The 24365-nt window shown below is 61.7% G+C and carries 22 protein-coding genes; 13 read left to right on the top strand and 9 right to left on the bottom strand.

Annotated elements, in window-relative coordinates; translation table 11 throughout:
• Positions 1-14: 14 nt before the first annotated feature.
• Positions 15-1688 carry a DNA repair protein RecN gene (gene recN / locus PY254_RS11430; protein ID WP_281012171.1) on the bottom strand — a complete coding sequence of 558 codons (1674 nt, stop codon included), beginning with the start codon at positions 1686-1688 and terminating at the stop codon, positions 15-17.
• 124 nt (positions 1689-1812) lie between these two features.
• Between recN and hrcA the strand changes: the two genes are divergently transcribed.
• The 5 genes from hrcA (at position 1813) to dapB (ending at position 7666) form a co-directional block, all read left to right on the top strand.
• Positions 1813-2883: a heat-inducible transcriptional repressor HrcA gene (gene hrcA / locus PY254_RS11425; RefSeq protein ID WP_281012170.1), complete on the top strand. Its 1071-nt coding sequence runs from the start codon at positions 1813-1815 to the stop codon at positions 2881-2883.
• Between the two features lie 79 nt (positions 2884-2962).
• Positions 2963-3496 carry a nucleotide exchange factor GrpE gene (gene grpE / locus PY254_RS11420; protein WP_281012169.1) on the top strand — a complete coding sequence of 178 codons (534 nt, stop codon included), beginning with the start codon at positions 2963-2965 and terminating at the stop codon, positions 3494-3496.
• Positions 3497-3651: 155 nt separating this feature from the next.
• Complete coding sequence (gene dnaK, locus PY254_RS11415) at positions 3652-5568, top strand: molecular chaperone DnaK (protein ID WP_281012168.1); 1917 nt, start codon at positions 3652-3654, stop codon at positions 5566-5568.
• 114 nt (positions 5569-5682) lie between these two features.
• Positions 5683-6810, top strand: coding sequence for a molecular chaperone DnaJ (dnaJ, locus tag PY254_RS11410; protein WP_281012167.1), 1128 nt, complete (start codon positions 5683-5685; stop codon positions 6808-6810).
• A gap of 55 nt (positions 6811-6865) precedes the next feature.
• A complete protein-coding gene (gene dapB / locus PY254_RS11405) occupies positions 6866-7666 on the top strand; it encodes a 4-hydroxy-tetrahydrodipicolinate reductase (RefSeq protein ID WP_281012166.1) in 801 nt (266 codons plus the stop codon).
• A gap of 14 nt (positions 7667-7680) precedes the next feature.
• On the opposite strand, the gene PY254_RS11400 is transcribed toward dapB, so the two are convergent.
• The 4 genes from PY254_RS11400 to PY254_RS11385 are packed head-to-tail and all read right to left on the bottom strand — an operon-like array spanning position 7681 to position 10894.
• Complete coding sequence (locus tag PY254_RS11400; RefSeq protein ID WP_281012165.1) at positions 7681-8016, bottom strand: hypothetical protein; 336 nt, start codon at positions 8014-8016, stop codon at positions 7681-7683.
• Positions 8009-9448 carry a radical SAM protein gene (locus PY254_RS11395; protein WP_281012164.1) on the bottom strand — a complete coding sequence of 480 codons (1440 nt, stop codon included), beginning with the start codon at positions 9446-9448 and terminating at the stop codon, positions 8009-8011. Before PY254_RS11395 ends, PY254_RS11400 begins: the two co-directional genes overlap by 8 nt.
• A complete protein-coding gene (locus PY254_RS11390; protein ID WP_281012163.1) occupies positions 9433-10185 on the bottom strand; it encodes a prolipoprotein diacylglyceryl transferase in 753 nt (250 codons plus the stop codon). Before PY254_RS11390 ends, PY254_RS11395 begins: the two co-directional genes overlap by 16 nt.
• 13 nt (positions 10186-10198) lie before the next feature.
• A complete protein-coding gene (locus PY254_RS11385) occupies positions 10199-10894 on the bottom strand; it encodes a 2OG-Fe(II) oxygenase (RefSeq protein WP_281012162.1) in 696 nt (231 codons plus the stop codon).
• Positions 10895-11107: 213 nt separating this feature from the next.
• Here PY254_RS11385 and carA point away from each other — a divergent pair, with 213 nt between their 5' ends.
• The 3 genes from carA to greA are packed head-to-tail and all read left to right on the top strand — an operon-like array spanning position 11108 to position 15937.
• Positions 11108-12244: a glutamine-hydrolyzing carbamoyl-phosphate synthase small subunit gene (gene carA / locus PY254_RS11380; RefSeq protein WP_281012161.1), complete on the top strand. Its 1137-nt coding sequence runs from the start codon at positions 11108-11110 to the stop codon at positions 12242-12244.
• Positions 12237-15464 (top strand): carbamoyl-phosphate synthase large subunit, encoded by a 3228-nt coding sequence (gene carB, locus PY254_RS11375; protein WP_281012160.1) that lies wholly within the window; start codon positions 12237-12239, stop codon positions 15462-15464. Before carA ends, carB begins: the two co-directional genes overlap by 8 nt.
• A complete protein-coding gene (gene greA, locus PY254_RS11370; protein ID WP_281012159.1) occupies positions 15461-15937 on the top strand; it encodes a transcription elongation factor GreA in 477 nt (158 codons plus the stop codon). The genes carB and greA overlap by 4 nt, the downstream gene beginning before the upstream one ends.
• 109 nt (positions 15938-16046) lie before the next feature.
• On the opposite strand, the gene ykgO is transcribed toward greA, so the two are convergent.
• The 4 genes from ykgO to PY254_RS11350 form a co-directional block, all read right to left on the bottom strand.
• A complete protein-coding gene (gene ykgO, locus PY254_RS11365; protein ID WP_007508267.1) occupies positions 16047-16172 on the bottom strand; it encodes a type B 50S ribosomal protein L36 in 126 nt (41 codons plus the stop codon).
• 63 nt (positions 16173-16235) lie between these two features.
• Positions 16236-17147, bottom strand: coding sequence for a LysR substrate-binding domain-containing protein (locus tag PY254_RS11360; RefSeq protein ID WP_281012158.1), 912 nt, complete (start codon positions 17145-17147; stop codon positions 16236-16238).
• 254 nt (positions 17148-17401) lie between these two features.
• Complete coding sequence (locus tag PY254_RS11355; protein ID WP_281012157.1) at positions 17402-19420, bottom strand: NADPH-dependent 2,4-dienoyl-CoA reductase; 2019 nt, start codon at positions 19418-19420, stop codon at positions 17402-17404.
• 88 nt (positions 19421-19508) lie between these two features.
• Positions 19509-19766 (bottom strand): acyl-CoA-binding protein, encoded by a 258-nt coding sequence (locus PY254_RS11350; RefSeq protein WP_281012156.1) that lies wholly within the window; start codon positions 19764-19766, stop codon positions 19509-19511.
• A 109-nt stretch (positions 19767-19875) separates the two neighbouring features.
• On the opposite strand from PY254_RS11350, the gene cmk reads away from it, so the two are divergent.
• The 5 genes from cmk (at position 19876) to lapB (ending at position 24363) form a co-directional block, all read left to right on the top strand.
• Positions 19876-20553 (top strand): (d)CMP kinase, encoded by a 678-nt coding sequence (gene cmk / locus PY254_RS11345; RefSeq protein ID WP_281012155.1) that lies wholly within the window; start codon positions 19876-19878, stop codon positions 20551-20553.
• 175 nt (positions 20554-20728) lie between these two features.
• Positions 20729-22402: a 30S ribosomal protein S1 gene (rpsA, locus tag PY254_RS11340; RefSeq protein WP_281012154.1), complete on the top strand. Its 1674-nt coding sequence runs from the start codon at positions 20729-20731 to the stop codon at positions 22400-22402.
• A 70-nt stretch (positions 22403-22472) separates the two neighbouring features.
• A complete protein-coding gene (locus PY254_RS11335) occupies positions 22473-22772 on the top strand; it encodes an integration host factor subunit beta (protein ID WP_281012153.1) in 300 nt (99 codons plus the stop codon).
• A 164-nt stretch (positions 22773-22936) separates the two neighbouring features.
• Positions 22937-23194, top strand: a complete 258-nt coding sequence (locus PY254_RS11330) for a lipopolysaccharide assembly protein LapA domain-containing protein (RefSeq protein ID WP_281015211.1) — start codon at positions 22937-22939, stop codon at positions 23192-23194.
• On the top strand, positions 23191-24363 hold the full coding sequence (gene lapB / locus PY254_RS11325; RefSeq protein WP_281012152.1) for a lipopolysaccharide assembly protein LapB: 1173 nt from the start codon (positions 23191-23193) through the stop codon (positions 24361-24363). Before PY254_RS11330 ends, lapB begins: the two co-directional genes overlap by 4 nt.
• Positions 24364-24365: the final 2 nt, after the last annotated feature.

Raw genomic sequence — 24365 nt, 5'->3', positions numbered from 1 at the left:
GAGGAACCGCGCAATCAGCTGGCTTGCGCGCGTTCCAGCATCTGTTTGGCATGCGCCCGCGTTTCACGGGTGATTTCCAGCCCACCCAGCATGCGTGCCAGTTCGTCACGTCGGCCGGCAGCGTCCAGTTTGTCGATACGGGTACGTGTGCTGTCGTCATCGCTGTGCTTGCTGACACAGAGATGGGCGTGTCCTTGTGCTGCCACTTGTGGCAAGTGGGTGACACAAAGCACCTGACGCTGGGCACCGAGCGCCCGCAGTTTTTGCCCGACCACCTCGGCGATGGCGCCACCGATACCGGTATCGACTTCGTCGAAAATCATGCTGCCGACGGTATCCTTGCCCAGCGTAGCGACTTCGATGGCCAGGCTGATACGCGCCAACTCGCCGCCAGAAGCCACCTTGCGCAGTGCACGCGGTGGCTGGCCGGGGTTCGCGCTGACCAGCAGTTCGCAACGCTCGCGACCTTGCGGGTCCGGTTCGCTGCTGACGGCGCCTTCCAGTTCTACCTGCAACTGGCCACCAGCCATGCCCAGTTCGGCCATCAACACGGTAACTTCATGGGCAAGCCGGCCAGCGGCCTCTGCGCGTGACTCGCTCAACCGGGCAGCGGCATCCGCGTGTACAAGCTGCACGCGCTGGCTTTGTGCTGCCAGCGCCTCAAGCGCATCGCCAGCGCCTTCAAGCTCGTGAAATTCGGCGCGCAAGGTTGCCAGCTTGTCGTGCAGTTCAGCCACTGGAAGCCGGTGTCGGCGCGACAATTCATGCAGACGGGCCAGCTGATTGTCGACCTCACTGAAGCGTTCCGGGTCGAGATCGACATCCTGTGCGTAGCGGCCGAGACCATCGGAGGCCTCGGCCAATTGGATGCCGGCGTTGTCCAGCAATTCGAGCAAGGGAGCCAGCTTGTCGTCCAGCACCGCAAGCTTGCCGAGCTCGACCTGAGCCCGGGCCAGCGCACGTCGCAACGCGAACTCACTGTCCCCATCGAGGAGTTCGACCACGCCTGCGCTGCCTTCAGCCAGCCGACCGGCATTGGCCAAACGTTTGTGGCTTGCCTCGAGCTCGGTAAGCTCGGTGGGCGGCAACGCCCATTTATCCAGGGCCTCGATTTCGTGCCGCAACATGTCAAGACGCTGTTCGCGATCGTCGCCGCCGCTGAGCTTGCGCATGCGGGCGGCCAACTCGCGCCATTGCGTGGCGCTGTCGCGCACTTCGGCCAGCAGCTCATCGTGGCCTGCATAAGCGTCGAGTAGGGCCATTTGATGCGGCCGGGACAACAGTGCCTGATGCTCGTGCTGGCCATGAATCTCGACCAGCAGCGAAGCCAGTTCGCCGAGCTGGCGGGCGTTCGCCGGACGGCCGTTGATCCAGGCCTTGGAGCTACCCTCGGCTCGGATCACCCGACGCAACTGGCAGCCACCGTCCTCGTCCAGTTCTTCGCGAGCCAGCCAGGCACGGGCTTCGGCCAGGTCGGTCAGATCGAACTCGGCTGCCAGTTCGGCGCGATCGCTGCCAGCGCGCACCATGCCGCTGTCGGCGCGCGCACCGGCCAAAAGCATCAATGCGTCAACCAACAGCGATTTGCCGGCGCCGGTTTCGCCGCTGACCACGGTCAATCCGGGTCCGAAAGCGACTTCGGCGGCCTCGACAACGGCAAAATGACGGACGTAGAGCGAAGTGAGCATGGCAGGCTTGATCAGGAAGTGATGGGATTGTAGCGGGAGCCTGCGGGTCGCTGGACAGGTTTCACTTGCAAGGCGCGCGCGCAGACCTTATTTCTGTGTAGTCTCACGGACTGCAACACTCAGCATGACAAACCGGCACGGCCATGACCTCGACGCACGCGCACGCAACCTGTTGCGAACGCTGATTGCGCAATACCTGATCGACGGCGAGCCGGTCGGCTCACGGACGTTGTCGCGATCATCCGGCCTGGATGTCAGTGCGGCGACCATTCGCAACATCATGGCTGACCTGGAAGAGGCCGGGCTGGTTGCCTCGCCGCACACCTCCGCAGGCCGCGTGCCGACGCCGCGCGGACTGCGGCTGTTTGTCGACAGCCTGATTGAACTGCAACCGTTGCCGCAGGCGGAAATGGCGCGCCTGCAGCGCGAACTGCCGACGGGTCCGAGCACCACGCGTGATCTGCTGGGCAATGTGTCCAGCCTGCTGTCGGCGATGACCCATTTTGCCGGCGTGGTGACGGTACCTCGCCAGGCCGACTTTCCGTTGCGGCATATTGATTTCGTCTCGTTGCCGGATGCGCGAGTGCTGGTCATTCTGGTGTTCAGCGACAATCAGGTGCAGAACCGCATCGTGCAGTTGGCCAAGCCGCTGGATGGCAGCGAGCTGGAGCGCGCAGCGAATTACCTCAACAGCCACTTTGTCGGTTTCCGGGTTGACGATATCCGCGCCCACTTGCTGTCCGAGGTACGCAAGGCAGGCAGTGAGCTCAATCAGCTGCTGTCCAGCACGGTCGAACTGGCTACCGCCTCGTTCGCCCCGGCGGCAAATGGCGCCGCCGGACCGGACATGCTGGTCAGTGGCCAGACCAATCTGATGGGTTATGCCGAACTGGCCGACATGCAGCGCATGCGCGATTTGTTCGAGGCATTCCAGCAAAAGAACGAGTTGCTGCAGCTGATGGAAGTCTGTGCACGAGCGCCTGGAATGCGCTTGTTCATTGGTGAGGAATCCGGCTTTACCGCGCTGGATGGCTGCAGCGTGGTGACTGCCAGCTATGGCGCACAAGGGCGTGTTTTGGGCGCCGTTGGGGTCATTGGCCCGACGCGCATGGCTTACGAGCGGGTGATCCCGGTGGTACAGGCGACGGCCGGATTGCTCAGTGACGCCTTGAATCGCGCCGCTACGACCCTATAACCGCTGCGGGAGGCGGGACTTCTCGCAAAATCTGGGCGGTCGGCATCCGTGTCGACCACGACTATCGTTTGGAGTGAACATGCAGAACAACGATCCGTATGCGTCGGGTGACATGCCGGTCGACGGCCAGGCCGACGACACGACGCACATCAGCCCGGAAGCCTTGCAGGCACGGGTGGCCGAACTGGAAGCCAGTAACGCCGAACTGCGTGAGACGGTGTTGCGCGAACACGCCGAGCTGGACAATCAGCGTCGCCGCCTGCACCGGGATCTGGAGCAGGCGCGCCGGTTTGCCAACGAGAAACTGCTTGGCGAATTGTTGCCGGTCTATGACGGGCTGGAGAGCGGCTTGGCGACCGCCGGTGGCGATGTGGCGTCGATGCGCGAAGGTCTTGGGTTGACGTTGAAGGCCTTGCTGAAAGTGGGCGAGAACCACGGCATGGCCCAGGTCGATCCGCTGGGTCAGCCGCTGGACCCGGAACGGCATCATGCGGTGAGCATGGTGGAGGCACCCGGTCAGGCGCCCGGTACGGTGGTCAGCGTGCTGCAAAAAGGCTATGTATTGAACGATCGCCTGCTGCGTCCCGCCTTGGTCTCGGTAGCGAAAGACTGAACGTCATTAACTCTGGCGCTTGCCTGAATGGCGCGCCAGTGGAACGCAAAAACACACATTCGGGGTCTTGCCGGCATTGAATCGCCAGAGCAGACCCCCATCTGAAAACCTATCGCGGCCGCGGGGGCCGCAAAAATTTTCTGGAGAGATTGAACATGGGCAAGATCATCGGCATCGACCTGGGTACGACCAACTCCTGCGTGTCCGTCATGGACGGCACGTCAGCCAAGGTCATCGAGAACTCGGAAGGCGATCGCACCACGCCGTCCATTGTCGCTTTCAACAAGGACGGTGAAGTGCTGGTCGGCGCGTCGGCCAAGCGCCAGGGCGTGACCAATCCGAAGAACACCTTCTACGCGGTGAAGCGCCTGATTGGCCGCAAGTTCACCGACGCTGAAGTCCAGAAAGACCTGAACATTGTTCCGTTCGCGATTGTTGCGCATGACAACGGCGACGCCTGGGTGCAGACCTCCGACGGCAAAAAGATGGCGCCGCAGGAGATTGCTGCGAAAGTGCTGATGAAGATGAAGAAGACCGCCGAGGACTATCTGGGCGAGACGATCACGGAAGCGGTGATCACCGTGCCGGCCTACTTCAACGACAGCCAGCGTCAGGCAACCAAGGATGCCGGCAAGATCGCCGGCCTCGACGTCAAGCGCATCATCAATGAGCCGACTGCGGCCGCGTTGGCCTATGGCCTGGACAAGAAGGGCGGTGATCGCAAGATCGCGGTTTACGACCTGGGCGGCGGTACGTTTGACGTGTCGATCATCGAGATCGCCGAAGTCGACGGCGAGAAGCAGTTCGAAGTGCTGGCCACCAATGGCGACACTTTCCTCGGTGGCGAAGACTTCGACATGCGCGTCATTGACTATCTGGTCGAGGAATTCCAGAAGGAGCAGGGCATCGACCTGCGCAAGGACCCGCTCGCGTTGCAGCGCCTGAAGGACGCTGCCGAGCGCGCCAAGATCGAGCTGTCTACCAATCATCAGACCGACGTGAACCTGCCGTACGTGACGGCCGACGCATCTGGTCCGAAGCACCTCAACATCAAGCTGACCCGGGCCAAGCTCGAAGCACTGGTCGAAGACCTGGTCAAGCGCACCATCGAGCCGTGCCGCACCGCGTTGAATGACGCCGGCTTGCGCGTGTCCGACATCAACGACGTGATCCTGGTCGGCGGCCAGACTCGCATGCCGAAGGTGCAGGAAGCGGTGAAGGACTTCTTCGGCAAGGACCCGCGCAAGGACGTCAACCCGGACGAAGCGGTTGCCGTGGGCGCAGCGATCCAGGGCGGCGTGCTGGGTGGCACGGTCAAGGACGTGTTGCTGCTCGACGTCACTCCGCTGTCGCTCGGTATCGAGACGATGGGTGGCGTGATGACCAAGCTGATCGAGAAGAACACCACAGTGCCGACCAAGGCCTCGCAGACTTTCTCGACGGCTGACGACAACCAGACCGCGGTAACCGTGCATGTGTTGCAGGGTGAGCGCGAGCGGGCCAGTGCCAACAAGTCATTGGGCAAGTTCGACCTGCAGGGTATCGATCCGGCGCCGCGCGGCATGCCGCAGGTCGAGGTCACCTTCGACATCGACGCGAACGGTATTCTGCACGTGTCGGCCAAGGACAAGAAAACCGGCAAGGAACAGAAAATCGAGATCAAGGCCGGCTCGGGCTTGTCCGATGAAGAGATCCAGCGCATGGTCGCCGACGCCGAGGCGAACAAGGAAGAAGACCGGAAGTTCCACGAACTGGTCAGCACGCGCAACAAGGCCGACCAGCTGGTGCACGCCACCCGCAGCGCGATGAAGGATCACGGCGACAAGGTGCCGAGTGATCAGCTCAGCACCATCGAAGGCGCGTTGTCTGACCTGGAGAAGGTCAAGGATGGCGACGACAAGGCGGCGATCGAAGCCAAAGTCGAGAAACTGGAGCAGGTCGCGCAGGCCTTGCACGCCGCCGCTCAAGGCGGTGGCCAGGCTGATACCGGTACGCAGTCTGCACCGGGCGGCTCGGCCCAGCCGGACGACGTGGTCGACGCCGAATTTACCGAAGTAAAAGACGACAAGTAAGCTTCGGCATCGTCATCGGCACCGCCGATGAACCAGCCCGCGTCGGGAATTCTCCCGGCGTGGGCTGTTTGTTGAGTGCAGGACAGGGGCGTGACAGGCAGTGTGGATGTATCAATGAGCAAACGTGACTACTACGAGGTGTTGGGCTGTGAGCGCAGCGCCAACGAAGCCGAGCTGAAGAAAGCCTTTCGCCGGCTCGCGATGAAATATCACCCGGACCGCTGCCCGGACGATCCCGCAGCGCAGGACAAGTTCAAGGAGGCCAAAGAGGCCTACGAAGTGCTGTCCGACGCGCAGAAACGAGGTATGTATGACCAGCACGGTCATGCCGCGTTCGAGCACGGCATGGGCGGTCGTGGGGGCGCCGGGTTTGGCGACGTCGGTGACATCTTCGGCGATATTTTCGGCGATATTTTTGGCCGTGCCGGCGGTGGACGGGGCCGGCCGCGCCGTGGCGCCGACCTTCGCTACATCATGCAGCTGGATCTGGAAGAAGCCGTATTCGGCGTCAGCCGACAGATCGAGATTCCCACCCAGGTCAACTGCCACCACTGCAACGGCAGTGGTTCGGAGGACGGCAAGGTCAGCAAGTGCAAGACCTGCCATGGCCACGGTCAGGTGCGCATGCAGAACGGCATCTTCTCGATCCAGCAGGCCTGTCCGCATTGCAGCGGCAGCGGCCAGACGATCGAGAAGCCATGCAAGAAATGCCATGGCGAAGGCCGTATCGAGGAAACCCGCACGCTTTCGGTGCAGATTCCCGAGGGCGTCGACAACGGTGATCGCATCCGCCTGACCGGGCAGGGCGAGGCCGGGCCTTCTGGCGCGCCGGCCGGTGATTTGTACGTGGAAGTGCAGGTGCGCGAACACGCGATCTTCCAGCGCGATGGCAATGATCTGTATTGCGAACTGCCAATCCGTTTCTCGCAGGCCGCTTTGGGTGCCGAACTGCCGGTGCCGACGCTGGAAGGCGAAGTGCCGATCAGCATTCCGCAGGAAACCCAGACCGGTACACAATTCCGCCTGCGCGGTCGCGGCGTCAAGTCGGTGCGCGCCAGTCGTCATGGCGATCTGATCTGTCGGGTCGTGGTGGAAACACCGGTGCGGCTGACCAAGCAGCAGCGCGAGTTGCTGGAGTCGCTGGAAGCCACCTTTGGCGGCAGCGATGCCAGCAAGCACACCCCGCGCGCGAATGGCTGGGTCGATGGCGTGAAGAAGTTCTGGTCGAAAGTTACCGCATGAAGCCGGCTGGCCTGCGGCCAGCTTCTGTTGATCAAGTCACTGGAGTGCGCCGCTGATGACCCATCCCGTTCGCCTCGCCATCAACGGTGCTTCTGGCCGCATGGGTCGCGCCTTGCTGGAGCTGCTGCGCGAGGATCGTCGCTTCGAGTTGGCACATGCGGTAGTGGCGCCCGACTCACCCGACGACGGCCAGTTGGTGGCGCCGCTGACGGCCAGCAATCTGCGCTATGCACATAGCTGGTCGGCGGCGCCGGTGGTCGACGTGGTGATTGATTTCAGCAGTCCAGCGGCGTTGTCGGCGGCACTCGATCATTGCCTGCAACACCGCGTCGCCCTGGTCAGCGGTACCACCGGCGTTGATGCGGTACTGGAAGATCGTCTGACCGATGCAGGCCATCACATGGCGATCCTGCGTGCTGCCAATTTCAGCCTGGGTGTGGCACTGCTGACGCGTTTATTGCGCGATGCGGCGGCCGCACTGCCAGCATGGGATCTCGAAATCGTCGAAGCGCACCATGGGCGCAAGCAGGACGCGCCGTCGGGTACCGCGTTGGCCCTAGGTCGCGCTGCCGCCGATGCGCGCCAGACGACGCTGGAAGCAACCGCGGTCTACAGTCGCGAAGGCCAGACCGGCGAGCGGGCCGATGGAAGCATCGGCTTCGCGGTGGTGCGCGGCGGCGACATTGTCGGCGAGCACACGGCCATGCTGATCGGCAGCGGTGAGCGGCTGGAGCTGTCTCACCGTGCCACCGATCGCTCGATCTTTGCCCGCGGAGCGCTACAGGCGGCTGGCTGGCTTGCCGGCCAGAAAGCCGGTCAGTGGCAGCTCGAGGACGTTATCGCCGCGCCACGCTGACCGACGTGACGTGCTCAGTGGTAGTTGCTGATCAGCCCGAAACAGGCAGCGACCAGCAGCAACACGACAGCCACAATCGATACCAGGCCGAGCAACAAGCCCTTGCCCGTGCGCGGCTTGCTGCCATTGAGCAGGACAAGGCCCCACGCGACGATCGCTACCGGCGGCAGCAACATGCCGCCGAGCATCATGCCGAAGCTGTGCGTCAATAGGATCAGCATTTCGCCAATGATCATCACGGCCCATGCCAGAGCGACGCCAGCAGCCAGTGAGCCACCGCCTGGCCGTGGTTCGTCTGGCGGGAACGGCGGCGGCGCGGAGGTTGGTGGTTCCAGGCGCATCTCACTCATGCGATTGCTCCTCGATGGCACGGGTCTGGTCGATCTCGCGCCGCAACTTTGCCAGCGTGGCGGCCTTGTCGTCGCGATAAAACAGGTTGAAGGTATCGAACGGAATGATCCGACCGTCGGGCTGGGCGATATGCACGCAGGATTTCTTCACAGCGCGCAGATCAAAGCCGTGGGCGTCGATGAACTGCATGATCAGAATGCGGAATACGTTGCGATAGCCAAGATCCGCCGGAGCCTGCACCTGCGGCAGACAACAGAGCAAGTCGGCGAGCGAACAAGCCTGTGACTCGGGTGAGTGGTTGGTCGCAAACAGCTCGAATACGTGTGCGCGCAGCTCTTCGTCACGTTCTACCACGATGGTGTTGCGGCCTTTGCTGACCAGCGTTTCGGGTGAGACAAAACGGGTCAACGGCACTACCTGGTCGCCGACTTTCAGCGCGTAGGCCATGGCCAGGCAGTCGGGATTGCACGGTACCGGAATCAGGTCATCCGGCTGGAACAACGTGCTCTGTTCCAGAATGCCCCGACGCACTTCGCTCAAGGTCAGGCGATTGTGTTCCGGGTCATAGCCTTCCAGACGGCCAGCGGCCTGGATGGGCTGAAAGGTCACCCCGCGCACGCACGGCTGGGTCAACGCGAAGTCGATGATCTCGCCCAGTTCGCCATCGTTGAGGCCTTTCTTCACCGTCACGACCAAGGTGGTGGAGATGTCGTACCGGTTCAGATGTTCCAGCGCTTTCAGTCGGATATCGCGCAGCTTGGCGCCGCGCAGATCCTTGTGTACCTCATCGCGCAGCGAATCGAACTGCAGGTAAAGCTCGAAGCCGGGTTGATAGGCGGCCAGCCGTGCGGCGAATTCCGGCTCCTTGGCGATGCGCAAGCCGTTGGTGTTGACCATCAGATGGCGAATCGGCCGCGCCTTGGCGGCATCGAGAATGGCAAAGAAGTCCGGATGCAGGGTCGGTTCGCCACCGGAAATCTGTACGACGTCCGGCTCGCCTTCGTTCGCCACCACGGCATCGAGCATACGTTCAACCGTGGCCAGGTCTCGAAAGCCGGGGCGATGCGGGCCGCTGTCGGCATAGCAGATCGGGCAACGCAGATTGCAGTGATCGGTGATCTCGACCAGGGTCAAGCAGGAATGCTGCATGTGCTCCGGGCACAGACCGCAGTCATACGGACAACCATAATGCTGCGGCGTATTGAAGCGCTGCGGCAATTCGGGTGGCTTGATGTACAGCTCGCGGCACTGGCGGTAATACGCTGCGTCATCAGCGATCAGCACGCGCTCGCGACCGTGATGCGGGCACCACTTTTCCAGATAGACGCGCTCGTCCTTGATCAGGATTTTTGCTTCGACGCGGCGCAGGCACGTCGTGCAGATCGACACGGCACTGTCGTAAAACAGATACGGCCTTACCTTGGCTCCCATGCACCGCTTCCCCGGCTGAATAACGCTCGCAGGATACGTGGAATGTCCCCCGCGTAGTAAAGCAGGCCGGCGACGCATAACCACTGCAGCCCGGACAGGCCACCCGGGTAGGTATAGAACACTGGCTTGATGAACTCGACCAGCAGGCGAAAAAACAGATAGCCGACCATGAAAGCGCGGAAGCGATCACCCGGTATGGTGAGTACGTCGCGACGCCAATGGATCAATCCGTATTGGGCCAGCAGGAAGGCAATTTCGTAGAGTTGGGTAGGGTGGCGTGGCAAACCATCGCCGAAGTCCACACCCCACGGCAGGGAGGTCGGCATACCGTAGGTATGATCGCCAAGACCGGCGAGAAAGCAGCCAACCCGACCGATGCACATGCCCAGCGTCAGCGGCAACACGAAGGCATCGCCGGTTGAATTGCGGGCCGTTGCGATCTTCTTGGCGGTCTCCACACCGAACACGCCACCAAGCAGTGCCCCGATGATCGACTTGCCTTCCAGCAGATGGCGAAGGTCGGGAAAGTTGGCAAACGCGGTCAGCGGGTCATCCAGCCAGAACGACAGCTTGGCGCCCAGCGCAGCGCCGACGATGGCACCTACGCCCACCCAGACCACGTGGTCTTCATGCTGAAATGCAGCCGGCGCCAGTCGGCGACGCGTCCACAGGAAGGTGCGAAAGCCGATCGCGTAAGCCAGTGCCTCGAACAGCGTGTGCAGCAAGACTGGCGACATCGGCAGCGTGGCATCAGTCGGGATGCGACGCGTTGCGACCCCGACCCGCGCCGAGCTTCGTATCCAGTCGACCGAAAAGGCTCTTGAACACGCGCGAGAACTTGCCACGCCGGGTCTTGCGCAACTTTTCATCCTCGCTGGTCAACCACGCCACTTGAATGACCCGACGCTCGCCCTCGTAGGGCAGGTGTCCATGAAAGGAGTTGTCGCAGCGCTTGAAAACGGCAAACTCGCCATAAAGCGGCGTCAACTCGGGCGCGATGACGCTGTCGATGTCGTCGATCTGTTGCAAAAAGCGCAAGCAACCGTCACTGGTGTTGGGCCACTGCTGGTTCAGATAGATCAATGCCGTGGCAACCTTGGACTTGCTGTCGGTGTGAATGGTGCCGTGTCGCTTGTTGAGCAGGCGACACACCGTCACCAGGGTCGGATAGCCGTCCAGACCCTCAATACCCAGTCGTTGCCCGATGGCACGGGCGAAGGCGGGGGAGGTCATGTCACGAACCAGCGCATTGACGCTGGGGCCGCAGTCGACCGGATCGTAAGGGAAGAAACCGGCGCTGGAATAACGGGGAAAGTCGCGATCCAGGTCGCCGCGAATTTCATCCGGCAACTGGCCGTGAGCCACCATGAACGGGAAAGGCTGATGCTGCACCGAGGTATCCGGGCGATCGAGGCGAGCGGGATCCAGCAGGACAGCAGCACTCATGGGACATCGGGCTCCGGCAAAACGTGGCCTAGTGTAGCGTCCACCGATAGATTGGAAAGTGCACCCATGGCAGGGATTCATGTTCCGTGAGGTGGACAGAAACGACATCGCCGCTTATCATTTCCACCCGCCCAGATCCTTTCCTTCCCAAGTCCCACAAGCCAGCAATCGTGCGGCTTGCGGATCTTGCTGCATCAAAAAGGCGGTTACCGTATGCCTATTCCTGCCCTGCTGGCCCTTGAAGACGGCAGCGTTTTCCATGGTCACTCCGTCGGTGCCACCGGCGAAACCGTTGGCGAAGTCGTTTTCAATACCGCGATGACCGGTTACCAGGAGATCCTCACCGATCCCTCGTACTCACGCCAGATCGTCACGCTGACCTATCCTCATATCGGCAATACCGGCGTCAATGCCGAAGACGTCGAATCCACCGCCGTGCATGCCTCCGGGCTGATCGTGCGCGATGTGCCGCGCCGCGCCAGCAGCTGGCGCTGCACGGAAAGTCTGCCGGACTACCTGACGCGCCATGGCACGGTCGCCATTGCCGGTATCGACACCCGTCGGTTGACCCGCATCCTGCGCGCCAAGGGCGCCCTGGCTGGCTGCATCATGGCTGGCGAACACGCGGACGCTGACACTGCCTTGGCCAGGGCGCGCGCGTTCCCGGGCTTGAATGGCATGGATCTGGCCAAGGTGGTCAGCACCCCCAAATCGTATGTCTGGAAGGAGGGCATTTACGATCTCGATCGCACCGCGTTCAACCAGCCTCCCATGCGCTTCAAGGTCGTGGCTTACGACTTCGGCAGCAAGCTCAATATCCTGCGCCTGCTGGCCGAACAGGGTTGCGAGGTTACCGTGGTGCCGGCGCAGACCCCGGCCGCCGACGTGCTGGCGATGAAGCCGGATGGTGTCTTCCTGTCCAACGGACCGGGCGATCCCGCAGCTTGTGATTATGCGATCGAAGCGACGCGCAGCTTCCTCGACGCGAAGATCCCACTGTTCGGCATTTGTCTCGGTCATCAATTGATGGGTCTGGCTCTGGGCGGCAAGACAGTGAAGATGAAGTTCGGCCACCACGGCGCCAACCATCCGGTCAAGGATCACGACGACGGCCGCGTATTGATCACCTCGCAGAATCACGGTTTTGCGGTCGATCCAGCCACGTTGCCCGCCAACGTGCGGGTCACGCATACGTCGCTGTTCGACGGCTCGCTGCAGGGTTTTACGCTGACCGACCGCCCGGCGTTCTGCTTCCAGGGCCATCCCGAGGCAAGCCCCGGACCGCACGATGTCGGCTATCTGTTCCAACGTTTTGCCAACCTGATGCAGGAGGCTCGCACGCATGCCTAAGCGTACCGATATCAAGAGCGTTCTCATCATCGGCGCCGGCCCGATCGTCATCGGTCAGGCCTGCGAGTTCGACTACTCCGGCGCGCAGGCATGCAAGGCGCTGAAGGAAGAGGGTTACCGGGTGATCCTGGTGAACTCCAATCCCGCCACGATCATGACCGACCCGGATACCGCCGACGCGGTCTACATCGAGCCGATCAACTGGCAGACCGTCGAGCGCATTATTGCCAAGGAGCGTCCGGACGCGGTGTTGCCGACGATGGGCGGCCAAACTGGCCTGAATTGCGCGCTGGATCTGGCCGATAACGGCGTGCTTGAGAAGTACAACGTCGAACTGATCGGCGCCAAGCGTGAAGCGATCCGCATGGCCGAAGATCGCGAGTTGTTCCGCGTGGCGATGGGCGAAATCGGGCTGGAATGTCCGAAGGCCGAAATTGCGCGCACGTTCGAGCAGGCGCTGGTAACCCAGGCCAAGGTCGGTTATCCCACGGTGATCCGACCCAGCTTCACGCTCGGCGGCTCCGGCGGTGGCATTGCCTACAACCGCGAAGAATTCGAGGAGATCGTCAAGCGCGGGCTTGAGCTTTCGCCGACCAGCGAAGTGCTGGTTGAGGAATCGGTGCTCGGCTGGAAAGAATTCGAGATGGAAGTGGTTCGCGATACCGCGGACAACTGCATCATCGTCTGCTCGATCGAAAACCTGGACCCGATGGGCGTGCATACCGGTGACTCGATCACCGTGGCGCCGGCGCAGACGCTCACCGACAAGGAATACCAGCGCCTGCGCGATGCGTCCATCGCGGTGCTGCGGAAGATCGGCGTGGATACCGGCGGCTCCAACGTGCAGTTCGGCATCAATGCCGAAGACGGTCGCGTGGTGGTCATCGAGATGAACCCGCGCGTGTCACGTTCGTCGGCGCTGGCGTCCAAGGCCACCGGCTTTCCGATCGCGAAGATTGCCGCCAAGCTGGCGGTGGGCTACACGCTGGACGAGCTGAAGAACGACATCACCGGCGGCCTGACCCCGGCGTCGTTCGAGCCGTCGATCGACTACGTGGTCACCAAGATTCCACGTTTTGCGTTTGAGAAATTTCCGGCTGCTGATGCGCGCCTGACCACGCAGATGAAGTCGGTCGGCGAAGTCATGGCGATCGGCCGGACCTTCCACGAGTCGCTGCAAAAGGCTTTGCGTGGTCTGGAGATCGGCAAAACCGGCCTCAATCCGACCGGTCTGGATATCGGCACCGATGACGGGCTGGCTGTGCTCAAGCGCGAACTGCGTGAGCCGCGCCCGGACCGGGTTTTCCATCTTGCTGATGCATTCCGTGCGGGCTTGTCGCTGGAAGAAGTATTCAACCTCAGCCGCGTCGATCCATGGTTCCTCGCTGCGTTCGAGGACATCGTGCTGACCGAAGCGGAGATCATGGCGCAAGGCATCACCGCGCTGGACGAGCAGCGCATGCGTGAGCTCAAGCGACTGGGCTTCGCCGATGCGCGTATTGCCGAGTTGCTGAACACCGACGAAGCCGCCATACGCCATGTACGCCACATGCTGGGCGTTCGCCCGGTGTACAAGCGGGTGGATTCCTGCGCAGCCGAGTTCGCCACCAGCACGGCCTACATGTATTCAACCTACGAGGAAGAATGCGAAGCCGAGCCGACCAGTCGTGACAAGATCATGGTGCTGGGCGGTGGCCCGAACCGGATCGGGCAGGGCATCGAGTTTGATTACTGCTGTGTGCACGCCTCGCTGGCGCTGCGCGAAGATGGTTATGAAACCATCATGGTCAACTGCAATCCGGAAACCGTCTCGACAGATTACGACACCTCCGACCGCCTGTACTTCGAGCCGCTGACCCTGGAAGACGTGCTGGAGATCGTGCACGTCGAGAAGCCGAAGGGCGTGATCGTGCAGTACGGCGGGCAGACGCCGCTGAAACTGGCGCGCGCACTGGAGGCGGCCGGCGTGCCGATCATCGGTACCAGTCCCGACTCGATCGATTTGGCCGAGGATCGTGAGCGCTTCCAGCAGATGATCGAGAAGATCGGCCTGAAGCAGCCGCCAAACCGCACGGCGCGCAACGCCGACGAGGCCTTGGCATTGGCCCGCGAGATCGGCTATCCGCTGGTGGTCCGTCCAAGCTACGTGCTTGGTGGCCGGGCGATGGAAGTGGTGCACGACGACGCCGATCTGTCGCGTTATATCCGCGACGCGGTGAAGGTTTCAAACGATTCGCCGGTGCTGCTGGATCGCTTCCTCGACCACGCCGTGGAAGTCGACGTGGACGTGATCGCCGACGCCGAGGGCAACGCGTTGATCGGCGGCATCATGGAACACATTGAAGAGGCCGGCGTGCATTCGGGCGACTCGTCCTGCTCGCTGCCGCCGTATTCACTTAGCCCGCAGATCCAGGACGAGTTGCGCCGCCAGGTCACCGCGATGGCGAAGGAGTTGAAGGTCATCGGCTTGATGAACACCCAGTTCGCGATCCAGGGCGACACCGTGTTCGTGCTGGAAGTGAATCCCCGTGCCTCGCGTACCGTACCGTTCGTTTCCAAGGCCACCGGCGTACCGTTGGCCAAGGTGGCGGCGCGTGTGATGGCCGGCAAATCGCTTGCCAGCCTCGGTGCCACTCGCGAAGTGATTCCGTCGTACTACTCCGTGAAGGAAGCGATCTTCCCGTTCCTGAAGTTCCAGAACGTCGATCCGATTCTCGGGCCCGAGATGCGTTCCACGGGTGAAGTGATGGGCGTGGGCCGCAGCTTCGGCGCCGCCTTTGCACGGGGTCACGAGGCCGCCGGGATCAAGACGCTCATCGTCGGCAAGGCGTTCCTGTCCGTTCGCGACGGTGACAAGGATCGGCTGCTGCCGGTGGCCAAAGAGATCATTGCGCGCGGTTTCAGCCTGGTGGCGACATCCGGCACGGCGAGCTATTTGGGCGAACACGGGGTGGTCTGCGAACGCATCAACAAAGTGCTGGAAGGGCGTCCGCATATCGTCGACCTGATCAAGAACGGCGAGATCGCATATATCGTCAACACTACCGAGGGCAAACAGGCGATCGCCGATTCGTTCTCGATCCGACGCGAGGCGCTGCAGCATCGCGTCACCTATTCCACCACCGTGGCCGGCGCGCGCGCACTCGTCCATTCGCTCGATTTCCATAGCGATGGCGAAGTGCACAGCCTGCAGGAACTGCACAAGGAGCTCAACGCATGAGTCGCCCACCCGTCACCAAAACCGGCTCTGAGCGCCTGCGCGCCGAGCTTGAAAAACTGAAGTCGGTTGATCGCCCACGTATCATCGCGGCGATTGCCGAAGCCCGCGCGCATGGCGATCTGAAAGAAAATGCCGAGTATCACGCGGCGCGTGAGCTGCAGAGCTTCACCGAAGGGCGAATCGCCCAACTGGAAGCCTTGTTGTCGAACGCCGAAGTGATCGATGTCGCCAAGTTGAATCCGGGCAAGCGCGTTGTCTTTGGTGCAATCGTGAATCTGGAAGACGAAGACAGCGGTGCGGCGGTGACTTACCAGATCGTGGGCGATCTTGAAGCCGATATAAAGCTGAGTTTGATTGCCGTGTCATCCCCGATTGCGCGGGCGCTGATCGGCAAGCATGAAGGTGACAGCCTCGAATTCACGGCGCCGAACGGCGTCAAGCATTACGAAATCACTGGCGTGCGTTACGAGTAAGCGCAGGGAAGGCTTTGGCGGGTCGACCCCGTCGAAGCCTTCCACGCCAGCGAAAGACACAAAAAAGGCCGCTTTCGCGGCCTTCCTCGTGTCGCCAATGCGCCGTGACTCAGCGCTGACGAGCCTTGAAACGGGGGTTGCTCTTGCAGATCACGAACACCTTGCCACGACGGCGAACAACCTTGCAGTCGCGATGCCGCGCCTTGGCGGACTTCAAAGAGTTAAGCACCTTCACGGCCAGCTCCTGACACTAAAAAGAATAAAGTAAGCTCGCAAGTGTAACCACATGAAGCGCTTCTCACAAGCCCGGTGTAAGAGCCGTCTCGGCGACCGTGGCCAGGAACTGCTGCAGCACCGGTGAGGTGTCCTGCGCGCGCGAGGCCAACGCCAGTAACAGATAGGCATCGGCGTCCTCCAGGGGCACGTAGCTTACCCCTGCCAGACGCACCACGCGCATGCTGGCCGGTACCAGTGCCAAGCCCAAACCACCGGCAACCAGTGCCAACAAGCCGTTGATCTGTTGAGCGTGCTGAATGATCGTGGGCTGAAAGCCCGCCCGGGTCGCCAGTTTTACCAGCCGGTCGTAAAGGGTCGCTACCAGTTGTCGCGGTTGCGAGACAAACGCATCACCGGCGACCTCGGCCAGGTGCAGGCTGCTACGCCCAGCCAACGGATGGCCGATGGGCAGTGCCAGCAACAATGGTTCGCGGTCGATCACATTCAGCCGTACGCTGCGTGCCGCTTGTGGATGCGCCGGCACGTCACGAACGAAGCCGACATCGATCTGACCGCCCAAAAGGGCTGCATACTGAGGTTCGGTATACATTTCGCTCAACTGCAATGCGACCCGGGGGGCGATCTGGCTGTAACGAAGCAGCGCCTGCGGCAGCGCTGGATGAAACGAGACTGATACGCTGTAAGCCAGACGCAACTGGCCGCTGTATCCCGCGGCGGCAGCAGTGACCTGGCTGCGAGCTTCATCCGCCTTGGCGAGAATTTGTCGCGCCTGGTCGAGGAAAACCCGACCGGGTTCAGTCAACTCGACATGTCGCTTGGTCCGCTCCAGCAGACGGACCCCAAGGTCCTCCTCGAGCGCGCGGACCTGCTGGGACAGGGGCGGCTGAGACAAGTGCAGGCGCAAAGCTGCGCGGGTGAAGCTCAGTTCTTCAGCGACAGCCACGAAGTAGCGCAATTGGCGAAGATCGAACATATAGCGAAATCAAATTAATGAGTCGCGAAATATATATTAGATACTTTATTGAGTCGATCATAAAATAGCCCTGTCCCGCCACTTCCCCTCCCCCTAGTGGCGGCGGCCCGCGCCCCGCAGCGACGCTAAATACGACGTCTGGTTCAACTCCCCCCCTGAACCCACGTTGATGCGTCTCACCTGCGGGGCGCTTTTCTTTCTCGGCCAGCACCGCCGCTGTCAACCAACAACGGCAGTGCTGGCGCGTCATCCTTCTAGACGACGCTGGCCAATCGAGTGCCCTGGTCGATGGCGCGCTTGGCATCGAGTTCGGCGGCCACGTCGGCACCACCAATCACATGCACTTTCATGCCTGCGGCAATCAGTTCGTCAGCCAGGACGCGATTGGGTACCTGACCAGCACACAGGATGACGTTGTCCACCGGCAGGATCTGCGCCTCACCGTCGATCGTGACATGAAGCCCCTGATCGTCGAAGCGCTGATAGCTGACCTTGCCAAGCATGGTCACCCGCTTGGCTTTCAGCGTGGCGCGATGCACCCAGCCAGTGGTCTTGTTGAGTCGCGCACCAGGGCGTCCTTCGCTGCGCTGAAGCAACCATACCTGCCGTGCAGGTGGTTCGGGGGCTGGCTGCTGCAAGCCGCTGCGTTGCTGCAGCTTTATGTCCACGCCCCATTCCCGCGTCCACCGGGTCACGTCGGTGGTGGGTGAGGGCAGGTGTTCAACCAGGAATTCGGCCACGTCGAAGCCAATGCCACCGGCACCAATGATGGCTACTCGAGCACCCACCGGGTGGTGCCGGGCCAGCACGTCGAGGTAACTCAGTACGCGTGGATCATCGCTACCGGGAAAATTCACCGCTCGTGGCGTGATGCCGGTCGCAACGACCACCTCGTCGTAACCCGCGTCGCGCAATGACGCAGCATCGGCAAGCTGGCCCAGTCGCACTTCGACGCCGTTGTCCTGGAGTTGATGACGGAAGTAGCGCAGGGTCTCGTGGAATTCTTCCTTGCCCGGAATCTGCTTGGCGTAATTGAACTGTCCACCGATCTCGCTGGCCTGATCGATCAGGGTTACTGTGTGGCCGCGTTCGGCCAGCGCACTGGCGCAGGCCATGCCGGCTGGACCCGCGCCGATCACGGCAATGCGTTTGCGGGTGCTGGTCCGTTCGATCTTGAGTTCGGTCTCGTGGCAGGCCCGCGGGTTGACCAGGCAGCTGGCGCGGCGGTTCTGGAAAACATGGTCGAGGCAGGCCTGATTGCAGGCGATGCAGGTGTTGATGCGCTCGCTGCGACCGGCTTTTGCCTTGTTCGCCCACGCGGGATCGGCCAGCAACGGACGCGCCATCGACACCATGTCGGCTTCCCCACCGGCAAGAATGCGCTCGGCGACGTCGGGCATGTTGATACGATTGGTGGCTACCAGCGGAATGGCGACCTCGCCCTTGAGTTTCTGCGTGACCCAGGCGAAACCGGCCCGCGGCACACTTGTGACAATCGTTGGTACACGTGCCTCGTGCCAACCAATGCCCGTATTGATGATACTGGCGCCAGCCGCTTCGATGCCCTTGGCCAGAGCGACGATTTCATCCCAATCCTGACCTCCCTCGACCAGATCGAGCATCGATAGCCGGTAGATGATGATGAAGTCGCGACCCACGGCCTCGCGTGTACGGCGCACGATCTCGATGGGAAAGCGCATCCGTCGCGCTGCATCACCGCCCCAGTTGTCATTCCGTTGATTGGTGCGCGCCGCAATGAACTCGTTGATCAAATAGCCTTCCGAACCCATGATCTCGACGCCGTCATAACCAGCGTCACGGGCCAGCTTCGCGCAATGCACGAAGTCGTTGATCGTGCGTTCCACGCCACGAGCGGAAAGCGCGCGAGGAGTGAACGGGGTGATTGGCGATTTGATCTTCGAAGGTGCCACCGACAACGGGTGATAGCCGTAACGCCCTGCGTGCAGGATCTGCATGCAGACGCGTCCACCCTCGGCATGTACCGCGTCAGTGAGCTTGCGATGCCGCGGCTTGTGCCAAGGCATCGTCAAGCGGCCACCAAACGGTTTCAGCCAACCTTCGATGCTGGGCGAAATGCCGCCGGTAACCATCAGGCCCACGCCACCGCGGGCACGCTCGGCAAAGTACGCCGCCAACTTGTCGTAGTCGCGAGCCTTGTCCTCCAGACCCGTGTGCATCGAACCCATCAGGATGCGGTTGGGCAGCGTGACATGGCCCAAATCAAGTGGGGCAAACAGGTTGGGGTAGTTCATGCGATTCAGCACCGACTCAAACGATCGTATGAATGTGCCGGTGTTCGCTATCCGAAAGCAAGCGTTTGAAACTTCGAAAGGAGGGCGCTCACGCCAGCAGTTGCTGTACCAGGGCGATGTAACGACGCATCGCCTCTTCCTCCGCAACCCCGTTCAACTGCGCCCATGCCTCGTGTTTGGCGGTGCCGACGAAGTCGAAGAAGCCGGGTGGAGTGCGCTTGAGATCGCCCTCTGACCCTTGCTTGTACAGGGCATACAGCTTCAGCAGGGTATCGTTGTCTGGCCGATTTCCCATGCGCTGGATGTCTTCGGCAGCCTGCTCGAACTCGTGGCGAAGATCGGTCATAAGTCAGTTCGACAACGCTTGCAAACCGGTGGAGTGGGCTAGATAGCACGCGTCCGGGGTGGGGTCAACGCGTTAAACTGTGCCTTTGCCGTTTAGCCAGGATCACGCCATGAGCCATACCCCCGTCCCCGTACTCACCATCGACGGACCGTCGGGCTCGGGCAAAGGCACCATCAGTGCACTGGTTGCCGAACGGCTGGGCTGGCGATTGCTGGACTCTGGGGCTCTTTATCGCGCCGTGGGATACGCCGCCGGCATGGCCGGACTGGACCTGTCCGACGAGCAAGCCATGACGCGCTGTGCGCAGAACACCAAGATCCATTTCCGGGCAGCAGCGGATGGCGGTGAGACCCGGGTTGTCGTCAACGGCCATGATGCCACCGACGAATTGCGCACCGAAACCGCCGGGGCCGCCGCGTCGGCGATTGCCTCGATGCCGCCGGTGCGCGAAGCCCTGGTAGCGCTGCAACTGGGCTTTCGCAAGTCACCGGGGCTGGTGGCCGACGGGCGCGACATGGGCACGGTGATCTTTCCGGACGCCGCGTACAAGGTTTTCCTCACCGCCAGTGCCGCCGAACGGGCGAAAAGGCGCTATAAGCAGTTGAAGGAAAAGGGACTCAGCGTTACACTGGCTGGCCTTCAGCGCGAAATTGAAGCGCGTGACAGTCGCGATGCATCGCGCACCGTTGCGCCGCTCAAGCCCGCCGATGACGCCTTGCTGGTAGATACCACCGGCATGGGCATCGACGAAGTCGTTGCGAAAGTATTTGCCGTCGTGCGGCCCTGAACGGGCTACGCGGCGGTTTTTGTGCCCCTGCCTCGGCAGGGGGTTTTGGCCAACGGTGATGACGGTCGGTTCCCTCGAAGAACCACCTCATACACCCTCAACCGGTGGATCCGAAGTTCGCGCATCAACCATTCCAGCGCAATGAACCACGATCCTTTCCCACTATGGAATCAACATGACTGAAAGTTTTGCCGAACTGTTTGAACAGAGCCAAGGCGCTATTTCCAAGCTGAAGCCCGGCGCCATCGTCACCGGTATCGTTGTGGAAATCCGCAACGACGTCGTCGTGATCAACGCTGGCCTGAAGAGCGAAGGCATCGTCCCGATCGAGCAGTTCAAGAACGAGGAAGGTGTGCTGGAAGTGCAGGTAGGCGACGAGGTGAAGGTAGCCCTCGAAGCTTTGGAAGACGGTTTCGGCGAGACCAAGCTGTCGCGCGAGAAGGCCAAGCGCTCGATGGTGTGGGACGACCTCGAGCAGGCGTTCGACAAGGAAGAAACGATCAAGGGCATGATCTCGGGCAAGGTGAAGGGCGGTTTCACCGTCGACATCAAGGACGTTCGCGCGTTCCTGCCCGGTTCGCTGGTCGACGTGCGCCCGGTGCGCGAGCCGACCTACCTCGAGGGCAAGGAACTCGAGTTCAAGATCATCAAGCTCGATCGCAAGCGCAACAACGTGGTGGTCAGCCGCCGCGCCGTTGTCGAGACCGAGTTCTCCGCCGAGCGTGAGCAGCTGCTTGAGCGCCTGACCGAGGGTGCCGTCGTCAAGGGTGTGGTGAAGAACCTCACCGATTACGGCGCATTCGTGGACCTGGGCGGCATCGACGGCCTGCTGCACATCACCGATATGGCGTGGAAGCGCGTGCGTCATCCGTCCGAAGTCGTCAATGTTGGCGACGAGCTGGACGTGCGCGTGCTGAAGTACGACAAGGAGCGCAACCGCGTTTCGCTGGGCCTGAAGCAGCTGGGCGACGACCCGTGGGTCGCCATTGCCCGCCGCTACCCGGTCGGCAGCCGTCTGTTCGGCAAGGTTTCCAACGTCACTGATTACGGCTGCTTCGTCGAGATCGAGCCGGGCGTGGAAGGCCTGGTGCACGTGTCCGAAATGGATTGGACCAACAAGAACGTCAACCCGGCCAAGGTGGTTCAGGTCGGTGACGAAACCGAAGTCACCGTGCTGGACGTGGACGAGGAGCGTCGCCGCATCTCGCTGGGTATCAAGCAGACCCGCTCGAACCCGTGGGAAGCCTTCGCAGCGATGCACAAGAAGGGCGACAAGGTTTCCGGTCAGATCAAGTCGATCACCGACTTCGGTGTGTTCATCGGCCTGGACGGCGGTATCGACGGTCTGGTGCACCTGTCCGATATCTCGTGGCAGATGTCCGGCGAAGATCTGGTTCGCAACTTCAAGAAGGGCGACGAGATCGAGGCCGTGGTGCTGGCGGTTGATCCAGAGCGCGAGCGCATCTCGCTCGGCATCAAGCAGATGGAGCAGGATCCGTTCGGCCAGTTCATGGCAGCGAATCCGCGCGGCACGATCGTCAACGGCACCGTCAAGGAAGTCGATGCGAAGGGCGCCGTGATCGATCTGGGCGAGGGCGTCGAGGGTTACCTGCGTGCCAACGACATTGCCAAGGAGCGTATCGAAGATGCCACGTTGCATCTGAAGGTGGGCGACGCGGTTGAAGCCAAGTTCACGGGTATGGATCGCAAGGGTCGCCAGCTGGCGCTCTCGATTCGCGCCAAGGACGAGGAAGATGTGCCGGATACGACGGTCGATTACTCGTCCGCCGCCAGCGGTACGACCAAGCTTGGCGCGCTGCTCAAAGAGCAGTTCAACAAGGCCGATTGATCGCATTGCATCAGTCTGACGCGGGGCGGCTTTGCCGCCCCGCTGTTTCACGTCACGGACATTGGGGCCCATGACTAAATCCGAATTGATCGAGGCGCTGGCCAGGCGTCAGACCCATCTTGCGTTTGCCGATGTCGAGATGGCTGTCAAGAGCGTCATCGAACAGATGAGCCATGCCCTGGCTCATGGTGAGCGTATTGAGGTGCGTGGTTTCGGCAGTTTTGCCTTGCACTACCGGCCACCGCGCATGGGGCGCAACCCGAAGACCGGCGAAGCCGTGGCCTTGCCTGGCAAGCATGTTCCACATTTCAAACCGGGCAAGGAATTGCGCGAACGCGTCAATCAGGATCTGGACCAGGTCACCGCCTGATCGGGTGATTGAGCGAAAAAGACGTTACCAAAGGCAGACGACGCAAGTCGGTCTGCCTTTTTATTTGCTGCCGGGCACGCCTCTGGAACGTCAGCATGAATCATTACCGCATGGAACGGTGCCACTGCCTGTGCCAGTCACGGTCAATCGGGTAAAGTCGCGTGATGCGACTGCCTGCCATCATCCTTCTCGTGCTTTTCATCGCCGCCGGCATCGTGCTGGGCGCGCTCAACGCCGACATGGTTGCCTACGACCTCGGCTTTGCACAGCTGCAACTGCCTAAGGGTGCTGCCTTGCTGGTCGCCGTGGTGATCGGCTGGTTGCTGGGTGGTGTGACCGCGTGGCTGGGCGTGAGCACGGGGCGGCGCCGTCTGCAGCGCAAGCTGTCACGCGCAGACAAAAAGCCTGCAGTTAAACCATGAACCCACTGCTTGCGCTGGCTCCTCTGGTTCCGGCTGCTTTTGCGCTGGGCTGGTGGACGTCCCGTCAGTTTGGTGCGCGTCGTTCCGGCGCCGAAGTCAGTGCACTTTCATCGGATTATTTCCGCGGCCTGAATTATTTGCTGAACGAGGAGCAGGACAAGGCGATCGAGGTTTTCCTCAAACTGGCCGAATACAACCGCGATACGGTCGAGACACATCTCGCTCTGGGCAATCTGTTCCGCCGCCGCGGTGAGGTTGATCGTGCGATCCGACTACACCAGCATCTGGTCTCGCGTCCCGGCCTCACCGACGCGATGAAGACGGTCGCATTGCTGGAGCTGGGCGAAGACTATATGCGAGCCGGCCTGCTGGACCGCGCCGAAGCATTGTTCTGCGACCTGGTGGCGATGAATGCACACGCGCCGTCGGCCCTGCGCCATCTGGTCGCCATTTATCAACACGAACGCGACTGGCACAAGGCTATCGAGCACGCGCGTCGTCTCGAAGTGATGACCGGCGATGAAGAGACCTCGATGATCGCGCAGTTCTACTGCGAGCTGGCCGATCGCTCACGCCAGCACGGTGCCAGGGCAGACGCTCGTGACTATTTGCAGCAAGCCTTTGCATGCCAGCCAGCTTGCGTGCGTGCATTCATGCTGACCGGGCGTCTGCTCTCGGAAGATGGGCAACACAGCGACGCCGTGACTGCCTACGAGGCAGCCATCAACGCCGACATCGCTTTCGCTCCGGAAATTCTTCCACCGCTACTCAACAGCTATGCACGCTCGCAGCAGATGGAACGAGCCGAGGCGTTCCTGCGCGAGATGGTAGCGCGCTACAACGGCGTGTCGCCGGTGCTTGCGCTGGCCCACCTCTACAAGCAGCGTGACGGCGAGCGCGCCGCCATCGATTTCCTCACCACCCAGCTGCGCCAGCGCCCATCGGTGCGTGGCTTGATGGCTTTGATTGACGCCACCATGGACAAAGTCGAGGGCGAAGCTCGCGAGAACTTCCTGATCCTGCGTGACCTGACCCGCAAGCTGCTTGAAGGGCAGGCCATGTACCGTTGCAGCCGTTGCGGCTTTGGTGCCAAGGCGCACCACTGGCAATGCCCCAGCTGCAAGAGCTGGGCAACGATCAGGCCGATTCATGGTGTTGCCAGCGAGTGACC

It is taken from the genome of Rhodanobacter sp. AS-Z3 (assembly GCF_029224025.1).
Taxonomy (GTDB): Bacteria; Pseudomonadota; Gammaproteobacteria; order Xanthomonadales; family Rhodanobacteraceae; genus Rhodanobacter.
This window is presented reverse-complemented; position numbering and strand designations above follow the sequence as displayed.